Below are 14,619 nucleotides of genomic sequence, written 5' to 3' on the forward strand. Positions count from 1 at the left end.
TCATGGCGTATCTGCGTAGATTCTGAACAGGTTTCAAAGATTGATGGCTTGTGGCTATTATTGGGCAGGTTGCCACCTTTGCGGCGCTTCGGCTTACATGCGGGGTTCAGGCTTTTCCCTCCATGGCATTTGGATTAGGTTTGCCAATGCTGGTCGCTGCAGATCATGGATCCATAGTTGCTCCATAACAGGGGCGCTTTTTTACTTTGTTACCGTTGGTTTTTAAGGTGGCAGGAGAGGTGGTAAACAGTGACGCGCAAAGATTCTGTTACGCGTGAAGAGGGCGTCCAGCAAGTGCTCGCTAATGATGAGCGTCATTTCGCGTCGTTTCCAGAGCTTGTGTCGTCATCCCTGAGCAGCGATGAAGTTGCTGACGACTCGCAGCAAATACTGTGTAACTTGTATTTGAAGTTACAACAAAAAGATGATGCCATCGAAGACTTGAAGCTTCAGCTTGGAGAGTCGATTAGGGAGCGAGAGCTCAAGATTCAGTCGCTTTTGATCGAGCATCAAGCCGAGCTTTCACACGTTTACTCGTCGATGTCCTGGCGCGTTACCACGCCTGTCCGTTTCGCCGGTCATCTCCTGCGAGGTGACTGGGATAATGTTCGCCGCAGTTTGCGCAAGGCTCGCGGCACCTTGGTAGGTATCGGGTCGCGCCTGGTGCGTCCATTGCGAGCGGCCAAATATGCGGTCGATCATTACGGTTCCCTGGGGCTTGCTGTTTCCAAGACCATTGAGCTTTACCGAAAGCACGGCGTGAGTGGTTTGCGCACACGAGCGGTGGCACTGCTATTGAGAAATGGCCATGGTGCGGGAATGGACGCGATGTCCTCTGCAGCATCGGATTTTTACGACAGGGAGAGCAAGCCTGTCGACGACTATCGTCCGTTGGTTACCGTAATCGTCCCAAACTATAACCACGGCCGTTACTTGCGTGAGCGCCTTGATTCTATTTATGCGCAGACCTATTCAAATATCGAAGTGATTTTGCTGGATGACTGTTCGGGTGATGACAGTCGGGCGATCCTGTCTGAATACGCGACCCGTTATGCGTCCACGACACGCTGTATTTTCAACGAAACGAACTCTGGCGGTGTTTTCAAGCAATGGAAAAAGGGGCTTGGCCTCGCAGATGGCGAGTTGGTCTGGATCGCAGAGAGTGATGACTACTGCTCGCCCAACTTTGTTGAGGAGAACGTCCGCCATTTCGCCAACGAAGCGGTTATGCTTTCGTTCGTTCGTTCGGTCTTTGTCTCGGGTAAGTCAGGTAAGCTGACCTGGTCTCTTGAAGAATACCTGCCCTTTATGGGACCGTCTTTCTGGCATCTGCCATTCGTCAAGTCAGCGCATTGGCTTGTGAATAACTGCTGGTCGCTCAAGAATATTGTCCCAAACGTAAGTAGTGCGATGTTTCGCAACTCGCGGGATATGCCTCTGATGGACGATCAGGCCTGGTCGAGCATGAGGGTATGTGGTGACTGGGTATTTTATCTACACCTTATTCGCGGCGGTCTGGTTTCCTATACGCCTTCAGCCACCAATTATTATCGACAGCACGACAGCAATACGTCCACAACGTCACAGTCCACCGATCTTTACTACCGTGAGTACGAGTACGTGGCCACCCAGATGGTTGCGTTATACGACCTGGCGCCTCTGATGCTTGAACGTCTCGAAGACGATTTGCGCCAGCAATGGTCACGGTGCCGACCCGATCAGCCGGCGGACGGCCTCGATGCATTGTTCAATATCGAGCGCATAATGTCTCACTCGTCGCTACGCAAGCCCAATCTGTTGATTATTGCTTATGCGCTGGCAGCAGGTGGGGGCGAGACCTTCCCGCTCATGCTTGCAAATCTTATGAAAGAACACGGTTATGGCGTGACCGTTTTAAACTGCCATGAGCAGCCTACCGAGCCAGGTGTTCGCGCCATGCTCCACCGGGACATCCCTCTTTTGCGTCTGAAGGAGCTTGAGCATGCGCCTTGGGTCTTTAAGGATCTCGGCGTTGAAGTAATACACTCTCATCACGCGTGGGTGGACATAACGTTTGCATCTCTGCTTTTGGGGCAGGGCGGGCCTCGTCATGTAGTCAGCATGCACGGCATGTACGAAATGATGCCTGAGGCGCAGATGAAATCCATTTTGCCGCTGATGGAGAGAGGATTTGATCGAATAGTCTATACGGCAGAGAAAAATCTCAGGCCGTTCTCCTCCGATTTCATTGCCGCCAAGCACTTCACTCGTGTGGATAACGCGTTGCCTTTGACTCCTATTGGCCAGATCAGCCGGGCTGAGCTTGACATTGATGAAGCGGACTTCGTGCTTTGCCTGGTCAGTAGGGCGATTCCGGAAAAGGGCTGGGCCGAGGCTGTGGCCGCTGTGCAGGCGGCGCAAAGCAGGTCAAAGCGGCGAATTCATCTTGTGTTGATTGGCGAAGGGCCGCAGTACGATATGCTCAAGGATGCCCCGGCAATTGAGGGTGTTCACCTATTGGGCTTCAAGAAAAATATTCGTGATTATTTTGCATTGGCCGATGTCGGTCTTTTGCCTTCCCGATTCAAGGGTGAAAGTTATCCACTCGTGCTCATTGACTGCCTGCACGCGGGAACACCGCTGCTGGCCAGTGATATTGGCGAAATCAGGTCAATGCTGCTGACTGACGACGGAATGGCTGGCACACTTTTCGAATTGTCGGAGTGGGAAATTTCGGTAGATAAGCTCGCAGACCTGGTCGTGGAGCTGGCTGCTCCAGAATCGGGACTGTTGAGAAACATTCGCTCTCAGGTACCTGCTGCGGCGAGAAAATTTGATCCGGAACAGTTGTTCAAGAATTACGATATAGTCTACCGCGAGGCCCTAAGCCTCACCCAGAAGAGCGGCGCGAAGGGAATATTCAAATGAAATACGTAGTATTTGGTGGTGGCGGCTTCATCGGCTCGACCATTGTTGACAAGCTCTTGGCAGCTGGACATTTTGTTCGGGTATTTGAAAGACCTCGTGTTGAGCCCTTTCGTAGTTTTCTTCCCAGCGAGCATGTCGAATGGACCACTGGCGACCTTGCTTCGGTACACGATGTAGAGGATGCACTGGACGGGATGGACGTGGTCTTACACCTGGTTTCGACCACACTGCCTAAAAGCTCCAACGACGACCCTATCTACGACGTGCAGAGCAATATGGTGTCGTCGCTGCAGATGCTGAACGCGATGCTGGTCAAGGGCGTCAAAAGGATCGTGTTCATTTCTTCAGGCGGTACTGTTTATGGACTTCCCCAGTACTTGCCGGTAGATGAAAAACATCCGACCGAGCCCGTGGTTTCCTATGGCATTACCAAGCTTGCCATCGAGAAATACCTGAAGCTCTACAGCGATTTGTATGGAATCAAGCAGGTCGTACTTCGCGTGTCCAATCCTTACGGCGAACGTCAGCGACTTGAAACGGCTCAAGGGGCGGTCGCAGCCTTTCTTCACAAGGCGCTTTCCGACAAGCCCATCGAGGTCTGGGGCGATGGGACGGTGACGCGTGACTATGTCTATATAGGCGATGTTGCTGATGCATTCTTGAAGGCCGCTGAATATGAAGGTACGAAGTCGGTCTTCAATATCAGTTCTGGTCATGGTCTGAACCTGAACGATCTGATTGACAAGGTGGAGACAGTGGTTGGACGCAAGGTAGAACGCATCTACAAGCCCGGCCGACCGTTCGACGTTCCGGTCAGCATTCTTTGCAATGCGCTGGCTGAAAGCGAGCTGGGATGGGTGCCCAAAGTCTCCATGGCTGAAGGCCTTGCCAGAACAGCTCATTGGGCTGCCGATGCATACAGACGTATTCCGTAGTCAGTCTGTTTCCTTATACAGCGCCAAGAGCCTCAGCCAGGACTTGGCGAACATTTCAAAGCGAGTCCGCCAGCCTGATTGCCAGGTTTCTCGAGTGCTGACGCAACTCTGGAACTGCGGTAGCTTCCCACCAGCCTGCCTTAAGCATTGGACCCACATAGCTCAGCCAGTCTGATGGGTGGCCCTGCTGGTCGACCACTGCCAGTTGGTCATCTGTTTGGAGCCCGAGTCCGAGCCTGTCAGGGACTAGGGTGCCATTGTTTATAAGCCCCGTGATAAATGGCTCGTCAATGTGTGCCAGGTTAGAGTTGGGGCCCGTGCAGTTGATGACATGTCTCACGCTGATCAGCAGGGTCTGCTGTGCTTTTCGGGTTCGAACAGTCAAATCCAGCATGCCTGCGCTGTGCCTGACATCGGTCAGCCTTCCCGCGATGGCTGTCACTTGCCCCGATTCCAGTCCTGCCTCAAACGTACTGTAGGTTTGCGGGGCGGCTCTATGGCGGTGTACATCCCAAAACGGTTGAAGGTGACGCAGGAAGCGCTTGCGTTCCGGTTCGGGGAGTCGTTTCCAGAGGCTGGGCGTAATGGGTCTTAAAGTCGCCAGGATGTCCCGCCAGTCTATACCGTCGCATCGATGGGTCTCGATGAGGCTGCGTATTGATCTGAGATAGGTCAGCACTGTCGCAGGTCCACTTAGTAACGTGTCATTCACATTGCTCACATTGAGGCCTGGTTGCTTCATTTTTCTATGTGCAACCGGCAGAAGGCCTCTACGCGAAAGCATGTAAATGGCTCCGTGGTGTTCGTTTTGTTTCAAACTGGCAAGTACATCCAGTGCAGTCAAGCCACTGCCTAATAACAGGACCGGATCCTGGGGAGCTATCGGGTTTTGTTTGGATATTGCCCATGGGTCATTATGGTAGTGATCCTGCAATTCCGGGGCTTTCATCAGCGCGGGCTTGAGGGGAGAAAAGTTTCCGAAAGCCAGTACGACGTGATCGGCCTTCAGTACCTCTCCGGTGCTCAAATAAAGTAGCGCGCATTCACCACTGCGTTCGATGTGCGTCACCTCAGCGACTACGTGGCGTGCAGTTTCACTACGCTGCTTCAATTCAGTGTCCAGCAGCGTGTGCAGATACTGTCCGTAGAGCTTGCGTGGCATAAACGAATGCCCGGCTGACTCTGGATACATCGCCTGGCAGTAGTCAAGGAAGGAGTCAGGCTCATCCACAAGCGCTGTCATGTTACCCGCAGGAACGTTGAGCAGGTGCTGAGAGCTATTGGTCCCGTAAGCGAGACCGCGAGCCATGGAGCCTGAACGGTTGACGATGACAAGTTGCACTTCTCCTGCCCGTCGCCGTAAAAACTCGATTGCCGTAACGGTCCCACTGAAGCCTGAACCAATGATGACCAATGTCTTCATTGTTGTTCTCGCTTGGCGAGATACTCCATCAGGCGGGTAGTTGCGTCCGAAAGACTTTCCTCAAGCGTGTTAATCGTAATATGGGGCGACACGGGGGCTTCGTAAGCAGAATCTATGCCGGTGAAATTCTTGATCAGGCCCTGACGCGCTTTGCCATACAGACCTTTCGGGTCGCGGCGTTCACATTCGGCCAAGGGCGTATCAATGAATACTTCGATAAAGTTGTGCTCGCCGATAACTTTTCTGGCCAGTTCACGGTCACGAAGAAAAGGAGAGATAAATGCACTAATCGTGATTATCCCGGCATCTACAAACAGTTTGGCGACTTCTGCGATACGTCTGATATTTTCTTCACGATCCTTGTCGGTGAAACTAAGGTCACGGCAAAGACCCAGACGAATATTGTCTCCATCGAGCAGATACGTGTGACGGCCTGCATCAGTCAGCGCCAGCTCAAGGGCATTGGCCACTGTGGATTTTCCTGCCCCACTGAGGCCCGTGAACCAGATTACGGCTGGCCGTTGTTGCTTCAGAGCACTTCGACGCGCCTGATCAACACTGAAAGCATGAGCAATGAGATTTTCGGACATGTGTTCTCGTTATTGGAAGCAGTGAAAATTGAAGGTCAGTGGCAAAGTGGAATCATAAAGGCCGTTTAAGGAAATCATATCAGAGTTTTTCACGCTGTATGATGTAAGACTTTTCCTCAAAATCTGTGGCCGATTGCCAGCAAGATCGTTAAAACCATAAATATTTGGTATGGGATATTGTCTTGCAATCAATATGAAAGTTTTGTCAAAAGGCACAGTGCGATGCCCACTGTGTGATCGTCTTCTCATGTGTGAGAGGACTCATTGGGCCGATGCGTTCCAAGGAAGCCTCTTGTTTATGAAGGGTTGTCATCTTGGCAAAGCCAACACGCCCAGCCAAGGCATCGGCAAGTCGATCCTTGAGATATTTCCTGCCAGATCCAGATGCTCTTTCCACTCTGAAAGCGGCTGGCCGTTCAGCTTGGAAAGTGCTTCATGCTGACACCAGGCATTTGCGAAGGCGAATGGGCGCACTGCCGCTGGAGTGGCCAGCAACCTACTGGCTGTCGTCGGGCCTAGATAGTCTCGTGCGACCAAATGCCAGTCTGGAATTTCTTGCACATATACCAGATCGACCCCGACCGGGCCTTGAAGGTTGACGGCCGCAAGGGATAACCCGGCTTCATGGCTGATGGACAATCCAGGCTCCGGCAAATCATCAATCATGATTCGAGGAGCTTGTCCGGGCAAGTTGATGAACGTGATCGTTTCAGAGCCTACGCCAAGCCAGTTGACGAGGGCGTCGCACAGGTGTGCCCGGATGCTCACCCGCGCCTCTGCCCTCGTGGTGTTTCGCTCCAGCTCAACGCGGACTAGAAGTACGTTACGGTTTTTCTGGCATATCGTCAGATTGCTGCTCATATACTGAACAACCTCGCTAGTGCCGAGAGCTTTCTTGGCTGCTTTAAAGACTCATGCCTTGGCAGGCGCCGCCGGACACCCCGCCCAACGGCTGAGCGCGGGGATGTTTTCGCCTTTCATGACCAGCGTCAGCGAGCCCAGGTGGGCGTCGTTGCCTACGTCTGCGCTGTAAAGCACGGCGCTGCGTGGTCCCATGTACACCCGCTCGCCGATGTTCACCTGGTCGATTTTCATCACCCGGTCTTCGAACAGGTGGGTCTGCGGGCAGGCACCGGCATTCAGTTCACTGTCCGCGCCAATGTTCACGCAGTCGAATTCAGTAATGTCGGTCGTGTCCATGTAAACGCCTCGGCCAATCCTGCAGCCGAGCAGGTTAAAGGCCAGCGGCAGCCACGGCGTGCCTCGCAGGTACCGCATGAAGTGCGGCGCTGCCATGCCCTCGTAAAGACTGGTGATCCCTTCGGACAGCCAGACAAACGGAGTCCACATTGGCGTGGCACGCTTTTGGTATCTGCCGATGAGCAACCACTTCAAGCCAGCTACCAGTAAGAAGTTGCCCACGCTGTAAGCCAGACCGATCAACGCCAGATAGACCATAACGGCGCCCCATCGGCCTTCCTCAGTGAGGGGCATGAGGTCCAGCATGACGGTGTAGCCGACGGCAATCATCACGGCATTTGGCGTAACGATACGAATACCCTCGATCAAGCCTCGCGCCAGACGTCGAAGTACCGAGGGCTTGAACGTCAGCGACTCGGGATAACCACTGGCCTGCTCGCGCGCGGGCAGGTTGATCGGTGGCGAGCCGAGCCAGGTGTCGCCATCTGCCAGTTCATTGTTGGGCGGCGTGCTGGAGTGAACGCCGATCAGCACGTTCTCGGGCAGCACGGTGCCGTCCGCGATGTAACTGCCATTGCCGACAAAACTGCGGTTGGAGATCACGGTCGGCTGCAGGGTCATCCAGCCGCCGTCGATGCGTTCGTCACCCAGCATCACGGCATCGGCGATGAAGGTTTCATCACCCAGGGTCAGCATGTCGGGGATCACACCCTGAGCGCTGGAGATTTCGGCATTACGGCCAACCTTTGCGCCCAACAGCCTGTACCAGAAAGGCGCGTACACCGTCGCGTAGATGCCGGAAAGCACGTTAAGGCTCGCCTCCTGAATGTGGCTGATCAGCCATTTGGCGCAATAGGTGTTGCTGTGCACGGCGTAGCGTCCCGGCTTGAGTCGGGGCAGGGCAATCCAGCGCAAGGCAGCCGATGCGAGTGCCGTCGCGACAATCAGCACTGCGCTCGCCGGAAAGGCCAGCATGAAGTACCGGGCGAGTTGGCTGCCTACGCTCGTGCCGGCCAGCCAAGGCAATACGTGCTGTGCGTCAAACCAGTCCATCAGGAAAAAGGTGGGGAAAACCGGAATGAAAAACAGCGTAGCGATCAACAGAATGCCTGCTGTGAAGAACAGCGTTTCTGCGCGCAGACGGTTTTTACTCACGGCAGGCCGCTGAGGTTGGTTCCGGGTGTCGAACGAGCCGACATCGCGCGCCGGTGAGCCCTGCCAAATACGACCTGCGGACACTTCGCGGCCTTCTGCCAGTGCAGACTGTGACTCCAGATGACCCAGTGGGCCCACGCCGGTATTGCCTTCCATGATCACGTAGGACCCGACGCAGGCGTTGGCCTGCAACGTGATCTGGCCCAGATGCAACTGGCCGCGTTCGACGCGTGCATTTTCAAAGCTGACGCCGTTGCCGACGCTGACACCGTCATCGAGCTGCAGCAGGTCGGGGCTGCGTACTACCGCGCCGCCAATGATCACGTCACGCCCGATCCTTGCACCCAGCGCACGCAGCCATGCCGGGTAGAGTGACGACCCGCTCAACAGGTAGGTCGGTGCCGACTCGACCATGCGATCGGCGGCCCACCAGCGAAAGTAGGTCATGCCCCACAGTGGGTAGACGCCGGGTTTGAGGCGGCCGGCGATCAGCCATTTACCTGACAGCGCGATCATGAACTGCAGAATGGTGGCGATCAGGAACACCACGACCGACGCGAGCGTGGCCAAGGCGACGGAGTCGTCCGGTGAACCGGTCAGGTAGTGATACGTGAAGAATGGCGCGAGCCACTGTGACATGCGCAGGCTGACCATCACTGGTAGCGCCAGTGCCTGCGCTACGCCGCAGCGCCAGCGTCGCCAGGCTGAAGGTGGCGTCCATGGCGCGGATTCAACGCTGGCTTGAGGCGTCTGTTCGAGAACGGCAGCGATGGCGTCGACCCGCCGCTGTTGATAGATGTCGCGCACGGTAATGTGCGCGAAGCGCGGGTCGGCGCGCAGTGCGGAGGCCAGTCGGGCGGCAAAAAAGGAATGCCCGCCCAGATCGGTAAAAAAGTCGGCATGCCGACGGATCGGCACGCCTGGAAACAACGCGGCCAACGCTGCGAAAAGCGCAACTTCGCCGGGCGTTTCAGCGACATCGGATTCGGCTCCGGCATCATCGACTTTCAACGGACGCGCCTTGAGCGCCTTGCGATCGATCTTGCCGGACATCAGGCGCGGCATGGACTCGAGCAGCTCGAACTGATTCGGCACCATGTAGGGCGGAAGCTGTGCCTGCAGCGCCTTGCGCAGACGGCTCGTGAATGCGGCTGGCGGCGCATCGTCACACACCACATAGGCGACCAGTTGATCGAGCCCGTTATCGTTGCGCAACAGCACGGCTACAGTGCCAACGCCGGGTTCCTGCGCCATCAAGGCTTCTATCTCACCGAGTTCGACACGAAAACCGCGAATCTTGACCTGATCATCCGCACGACCCAGGCAATGCACCTGCCCTTCATGGTCAATACGCGCCAGATCCCCGGTGCGATACAGGCGGGCGTCATGATGGCCGATGGACCACGGGTTGGGGATGAACCTGTCCCGGGTCAGGTCCGGGCGCCCGAGATAACCTTCGGCAACACCGGGACCGATGATGCACAGCTCGCCGGTCTGTCCGCGTGGCAACAGCGTGGGCGGGTGTTCGCTGCCAACCTGTGAATCATGGGCGATGATCAGCAGGCCGTAGTTGGGCAGCGGCTGGCCAATATTGACCGGGCGGCCGGGCGACAGTCGCGCCAGACTGGCGGACACCGTGGCTTCGGTGGGGCCGTAGGTGTTGAACATCTGCCGGTCCGGTTTTGACCAGCGATCCACCAGCGACTCGGGGCACATTTCGCCGCCCAGATTGATCAGCCGCAGACTCGGTACGTCTTCGCTGAACAGGGCCAGTAACGTCGGCACCGCATGCAAAACGGTGATCTGCTGTTCATTCAGCAGGCGCGGCAGGGTCTCGGGATCGCCACTGGTTTCCTTGGGGCCAATCCATAGGGTTGCGCCTACCAGATAGCCAATCCAGATTTCCTCGAACGACATGTCGAACGCGACCGAGAAGCCCTGGTAGATGCGGTCGCTCGCACGGATGCCGAGTACCGCGTTTTCGCTGCGCAGGAAGTGGCAGATGCTGCGCTGGGAAATCACGATGCCCTTGGGCTTGCCTGTAGAGCCTGAGGTGTAGATGACGTAGGCCGGATGATCCGGCAAAGCGCCGCTGCGGCGCATCGGGGCTGAATCGGTTGGCATCAGCAACGCTTCTGCAGTCCATGCGGTCAGCCCGGTATCACGCAACAGGATGCCAAGGGATTGATTGCAGACCACACCTGTCGCGCCAGCGTCCTCGATGCAGATTTGCAGGCGATCCACTGGGGTGTCCAGGTCGAGCGGCAGCCAGGCGGCACCGGTCTTGGCAATACCGGCCTGCATCACCAGCAGCTCAATGCCTCGCGGCAACCAGAGCCCGACGATATGGCCAGGCTTTACGCCTGCCTGAATCAGCGCCGACGCCACCTGATCGGCCTGCCGGTTCAGTTCACGGTAAGTGAGCCGACGCTCGCCAAAAATGAGCGCTATCTGCTCGGGATATTGCTGCGCCGTGGCTTCGAGTAAATCGGCCAGCACCTCCTCGCGCAGCAACTCCGGTTGCATCGGGCCGTACATCACATCCAGCAAGGGCTCGTTCTGGAAGGTCTTCAACGGGTTCATGTTGTTCATGGCAGCAGGTCGTTCGCTCGTCTGAAAAAGATGCCCGTGAGGGGCTTGTCGTTATGAGCACAGAGGCGGATCAACCAGAATGTGAGGTGCGTCGTGTAGGGCCAAGCGTCCGGCGTGTGTCAGGTTTGATACATTTTGGCCGGACCGCTTCGATGGCAACAGAACATGCTGGCCAGGCAAATATGGCAAGCACTGGCTGTACGCAGCTTGAACGGTGTGGTGAAGGTGAGGGGAGAAGAAGAGGCGGGTAAGGTCAACCTTGAATCGGTGATTCAAGGCCAGGGAGTTCTGTTCAGGAGGCTCCGCAGGACACGGAGATATCCGGGAAGGCATGCCAATGCAGAACATCGGCATGCCCGATCACGATCTGTTAGTGCAGCTTCATCCGTGGCTCGGTGCCTTTGCCGATCCGGCTGCCCAGCATCAGCATCAGCGTGCGGAACATGCCGTAAAGCGCCATCTGGTGCATGCGGTACAGCGACACGTAAAACATCCGCGCCAACCAGCCTTCGAGCATGACACTGCCTGTCAGGTTGCCCATCAGATTGCCCACCGCCGAGAAGCTGGACAGTGAGATCAGCGAGCCGTAGTCCTTGTAGGTGTATTCCGGCAGCGTCTTGCCTTCGATCCGCAGGCGCAGGGATTTGACCAGCAATGAGGCCTGCTGGTGTGCAGCCTGAGCGCGAGGCGGGACATTGCGGTCGGTGCCTTTTTGCGGGCAGGCGGCGCAGTCGCCGAAGGCAAAGATGTTTTCGTCGCGAGTGGTTTGCAGAGTCGGCAACACCTGCAGCTGGTTGATGCGGTTGCTTTCCAGTCCGTCCAGCTCATGGAGGAATGCCGGGGCACGAATGCCTGCCGCCCAGACTTTCAGGGTTGCAGGGATGACCTCACCGGTTGCCGTGATCAGGCTGTCGGCCGTGACTTCGCTGACCGCAGCGTTGGTCAGCACCGTCACGCCGAGCTTGTTCAGGGTCTTGTGGACCGGGCTACCGATGCGCTCGGGCAGCGCCGGCAGAACCCGCGGGCCTGCTTCGATCACGGTGATGCGCAGGTTTTCCGGCTTGATCTGACCCAGCCCGTAAGCGGCCAGTTCGTGGGCTGCGTTGTGCAACTCGGCCGCCAACTCAACGCCTGTCGCACCGGCTCCGACTATGGCAACCGTGATTTCCTGGGCAGCGTCCGCCTGACCGGCATGCGCACGCAGGTAGTGGTTGAGCAGTTGTTGGTGGAAACGCTCGGCCTGCTTGCGGGTGTCGAGAAACAGACAGTGTTCCGCAGCGCCCTTGGTGCCAAAGTCGTTGGTGGTGCTACCGACTGCCAGAACCAGAGAGTCGTAATCCAGACTGCGTGCCGGGACCAGTTCGGCACCGTTCTCGTCCAGCGTGGCGGCCAGATGCACCTGTTTGCTGGTGCGGTCAAGACCGGTCATGCGCCCCAGCTGGAACTGAAAGTTGTTCCATTTGGCTTGCGCCACGTAGTTGAGCTCGTCTTCGTACGAGTTCAATGAGCCGGCCGCCACTTCGTGCAGCAGCGGCTTCCAGATGTGGGTGAGGTTGGCGTCCACCAGCGTGACGCTGGCCGTGCCTTTCTTGCCCAGGGTTTTACCCAGACGGGTAGCCAGCTCCAGACCGCCAGCGCCTCCACCAACGATGACAATACGATGAGTCATAAGGATTACTCAGAAGGTTTAAGGAATTCGGGAGGAGCTCGATCTTCGCGAGCGCAAGGCAGCTCATAGCGTCAGATGGCTCAGAAAACGGCTCAGCAGGCCCAGTCCGATGACCACGACCACCAGCATGATCAGGAGCAGCCAAGGCCGGAAAGGCCTGCGCTCGACTTGGTGCTGGGGCGTCTGAAGGTATTCTTCGACACGCCGTTGGTCGTCCGGGTTCAGACGGCTGCTCATTTTATGTCTCGTCTTACGTTTCGTTTCGCGCGTACTGCCTGGCAGGAGGCCATGAATCGGTGCTTTCCAGCGGTTCGACCTGAAGCGTGTCGTCCAGCCGGATGATTCCGCTTTGTATCACTCGGGCGGTAATTCCGCCATGCCCGCGCACCGCCTGAAAGGTCCCATGGCCGAGCCGTTGCTCAAGGCGCGCGCAAGGCTGACACCAGCCCGTGGTCTCGAAAATCGCCTGGCCGATCCTGAAACGGCGTCCCTTCAGGCTGAACAGATTGATGCCGCTGATCGCCAGGTTACGGCGCAGGTCCTGAGGCACGATGGGATTTTCCGCCGACCTGTTCAGAAGAGAGCTGACCACAGCCAAATGTTCCCACTGAATCAGCGTGACCTGCCGGGCGTTACGCGGTCCGGGGCGCGAGTGGTCACCGGTCAGTCCGGCTTCGCGGCGCGCTTCCACGGCATCCAGCTCGATCATGTCGACACGTGATTCGGGCCGCACGCCGATCCAGCGCACACGACCGTGCTGCGGGACGTCGGCCAGCAGTTCCTGTAACGGGCTCATAAACTGATTCCAACATCGAAAACGACACTGCGGCCCAGATTGGTACGCAGAAAGTCCGGGGCATCCGGGTGCGCGAACAATACACGGGCAAAGGTCGGCCCCACCAGTGACAGAGAGCGCCAGCCTTGACGCAGGTACTCGGTGGGCGGTGGGAAATGGCTGTTGAGGTCCAGCACTTCGCGCTTGAGGCTGGCGAAGGCAATGATGTCCAGCTCGCCGAGGTCCAGGCCCCGTTCACGGTAGTTGTGGGATTTCTTGCGCAGGGTGGGGGCGAGGCGTCGCAGCAGTTCGGAGGCTGGGATGCGCTTGGGCTTGGCCTCACGGCGCACCAGTTGGCTCAGGGAGAAGGCGCTGCGTCGTCGCTCCAACTCCTCGCGCCACTCGTCATTGAGACGGCGACCCTCGTCGAGTACGAAAAACACTTCGAAGCAGGCGTCACGAAACAGCACGTCCGGCGGCTCCTGGCCTGCAGGCGTGAAGTCTTCGTTGCGATGCGGGATGTTCAGGCCCTGCAGCAGGCGCTGACAAACCCACCGCTCACGCTCCCACTTTCGCGCATTGGAAAGAAAGGCGTTGGCTTGTTCGGCCTGGATCGTCAACAGGCGTAAGTAGTCTGAGTCATCCATAGGCTCAAGCTTAGCGTTCTAATCGCCGTCACTGGAAGAGAGAATGTGTGGGTGTAAACTGGCTTTCATTTTGACCGGCCGTAACCGCCCTTTGGCAAACAGTACCTTTTCGAGGAGTGCCCCGTTGAAATTTCTGCCCCTGCTGTTCCTGGCCCTGCTGCCGCTGACGGCCAATGCCCTGCAAACCGGCGAGCGCCTGGCGCCATGGACACTGCTCGATCAGTACGATCAGCCCTATACCCTCAACAACCAGACGCAAACCCTGCTGGTCGCCAGAAGCATGGACGCCGCCAAACTGGTCAACGCCGCGCTGGCGGAAAAACCCAAGGGCTTTCTCGAAGCGCGCAACACCGTCTTCGTGGCCGACATCCAGAAAATGCCAACCATCATCGCCAAAATGTTCGCCATCCCCAAAATGCGCGACTACACCTACCGCGTCATGCTCGACCGCGAAGCCCGCATCGTGCCGCAGTACGCGGGTGACGAGGATAAAGTCCTGTGGTTGCAATTGCGCGATGGGCAGTTGGTGACTCAGCAACAGTTCGGGAGTGCCGAGACGTTGCGTGCGGCGCTGGAGAAGCCGTAACGGAGGAGGTGTGATCCTGCCGGGGCAAAACGAAAGTATCTGACTGAATGCATACCCTGTGGGAGGCGGCACCACGTCTTCGACGTAGCGCTGTCGCGCAGCAAACACCGGACCGTGGGAGGCGGCTTGCCGGCGATGAA

11 protein-coding genes are annotated in these 14,619 nt (G+C 57.1%); 3 read left to right on the forward strand and 8 right to left on the reverse strand.

Features of this window, described 5'->3' with window-relative positions; genetic code table 11:
- Positions 1–249 precede the first annotated feature (249 nt).
- Positions 250–2,907 carry a glycosyltransferase gene (locus AO065_RS11245; RefSeq protein ID WP_004884081.1) on the forward strand — a complete coding sequence of 886 codons (2,658 nt, stop codon included), beginning with the start codon at positions 250–252 and terminating at the stop codon, positions 2,905–2,907.
- Complete coding sequence (locus AO065_RS11250; RefSeq protein WP_004884082.1) at positions 2,904–3,842, forward strand: NAD-dependent epimerase/dehydratase family protein; 939 nt, start codon at positions 2,904–2,906, stop codon at positions 3,840–3,842. The genes AO065_RS11245 and AO065_RS11250 overlap by 4 nt, the downstream gene beginning before the upstream one ends.
- Positions 3,843–3,897: 55 nt before the next feature.
- Here the strand turns inward: AO065_RS11250 and AO065_RS11255 are convergent, their stop codons facing one another.
- The 8 genes from AO065_RS11255 to AO065_RS11290 form a co-directional block, all read right to left on the reverse strand.
- On the reverse strand, positions 3,898–5,265 hold the full coding sequence (locus tag AO065_RS11255) for an FAD/NAD(P)-binding protein (protein ID WP_004884083.1): 1,368 nt from the start codon (positions 5,263–5,265) through the stop codon (positions 3,898–3,900).
- Positions 5,262–5,855: an adenylyl-sulfate kinase gene (cysC, locus tag AO065_RS26610; RefSeq protein WP_004884084.1), complete on the reverse strand. Its 594-nt coding sequence runs from the start codon at positions 5,853–5,855 to the stop codon at positions 5,262–5,264. Before cysC ends, AO065_RS11255 begins: the two co-directional genes overlap by 4 nt.
- A 309-nt stretch (positions 5,856–6,164) precedes the next feature.
- Positions 6,165–6,716: a 4'-phosphopantetheinyl transferase family protein gene (locus AO065_RS11265; protein ID WP_004884085.1), complete on the reverse strand. Its 552-nt coding sequence runs from the start codon at positions 6,714–6,716 to the stop codon at positions 6,165–6,167.
- Between the two features lie 51 nt (positions 6,717–6,767).
- Positions 6,768–10,802: a Pls/PosA family non-ribosomal peptide synthetase gene (locus AO065_RS11270; RefSeq protein WP_004884086.1), complete on the reverse strand. Its 4,035-nt coding sequence runs from the start codon at positions 10,800–10,802 to the stop codon at positions 6,768–6,770.
- Positions 10,803–11,172: 370 nt separating this feature from the next.
- Complete coding sequence (locus tag AO065_RS11275) at positions 11,173–12,471, reverse strand: NAD(P)/FAD-dependent oxidoreductase (RefSeq protein ID WP_004884087.1); 1,299 nt, start codon at positions 12,469–12,471, stop codon at positions 11,173–11,175.
- 63 nt (positions 12,472–12,534) lie between these two features.
- On the reverse strand, positions 12,535–12,708 hold the full coding sequence (locus tag AO065_RS11280) for a DUF3094 family protein (protein WP_004884089.1): 174 nt from the start codon (positions 12,706–12,708) through the stop codon (positions 12,535–12,537).
- Between the two features lie 13 nt (positions 12,709–12,721).
- Complete coding sequence (locus AO065_RS11285; RefSeq protein ID WP_004884090.1) at positions 12,722–13,267, reverse strand: MOSC domain-containing protein; 546 nt, start codon at positions 13,265–13,267, stop codon at positions 12,722–12,724.
- On the reverse strand, positions 13,264–13,893 hold the full coding sequence (locus tag AO065_RS11290) for a DUF1780 domain-containing protein (RefSeq protein WP_004884092.1): 630 nt from the start codon (positions 13,891–13,893) through the stop codon (positions 13,264–13,266). The genes AO065_RS11285 and AO065_RS11290 overlap by 4 nt, the downstream gene beginning before the upstream one ends.
- Before the next feature lie 124 nt (positions 13,894–14,017).
- Between AO065_RS11290 and AO065_RS11295 the strand changes: the two genes are divergently transcribed.
- Positions 14,018–14,479, forward strand: a complete 462-nt coding sequence (locus AO065_RS11295) for a hypothetical protein (RefSeq protein WP_004884093.1) — start codon at positions 14,018–14,020, stop codon at positions 14,477–14,479.
- The last annotated feature ends 140 nt before the right edge of the window (positions 14,480–14,619 follow it).

It is taken from the genome of Pseudomonas viridiflava (genome assembly GCF_001642795.1).
Lineage (GTDB): Bacteria > Pseudomonadota > Gammaproteobacteria > Pseudomonadales > Pseudomonadaceae > Aquipseudomonas > Aquipseudomonas viridiflava.

Excerpts from the sequence above, each read along its gene's own strand:
- AO065_RS11250 (WP_004884082.1), top strand. The coding sequence starts at position 2,904 with ATGAAATACGTAGTATTTGGTGGTGGCGGCTTCATCGGCTCGACCATT.
- AO065_RS11255 (WP_004884083.1), bottom strand. The coding sequence starts at position 5,265 with ATGAAGACATTGGTCATCATTGGTTCAGGCTTCAGTGGGACCGTTACG.
- cysC (WP_004884084.1), bottom strand. The coding sequence starts at position 5,855 with ATGTCCGAAAATCTCATTGCTCATGCTTTCAGTGTTGATCAGGCGCGT.
- AO065_RS11265 (WP_004884085.1), bottom strand. The coding sequence starts at position 6,716 with ATGAGCAGCAATCTGACGATATGCCAGAAAAACCGTAACGTACTTCTA.
- AO065_RS11270 (WP_004884086.1), bottom strand. The coding sequence starts at position 10,802 with ATGAACAACATGAACCCGTTGAAGACCTTCCAGAACGAGCCCTTGCTG.
- AO065_RS11275 (WP_004884087.1), bottom strand. The coding sequence starts at position 12,471 with ATGACTCATCGTATTGTCATCGTTGGTGGAGGCGCTGGCGGTCTGGAG.
- AO065_RS11280 (WP_004884089.1), bottom strand. The coding sequence starts at position 12,708 with ATGAGCAGCCGTCTGAACCCGGACGACCAACGGCGTGTCGAAGAATAC.
- AO065_RS11285 (WP_004884090.1), bottom strand. The coding sequence starts at position 13,267 with ATGAGCCCGTTACAGGAACTGCTGGCCGACGTCCCGCAGCACGGTCGT.
- AO065_RS11290 (WP_004884092.1), bottom strand. The coding sequence starts at position 13,893 with ATGGATGACTCAGACTACTTACGCCTGTTGACGATCCAGGCCGAACAA.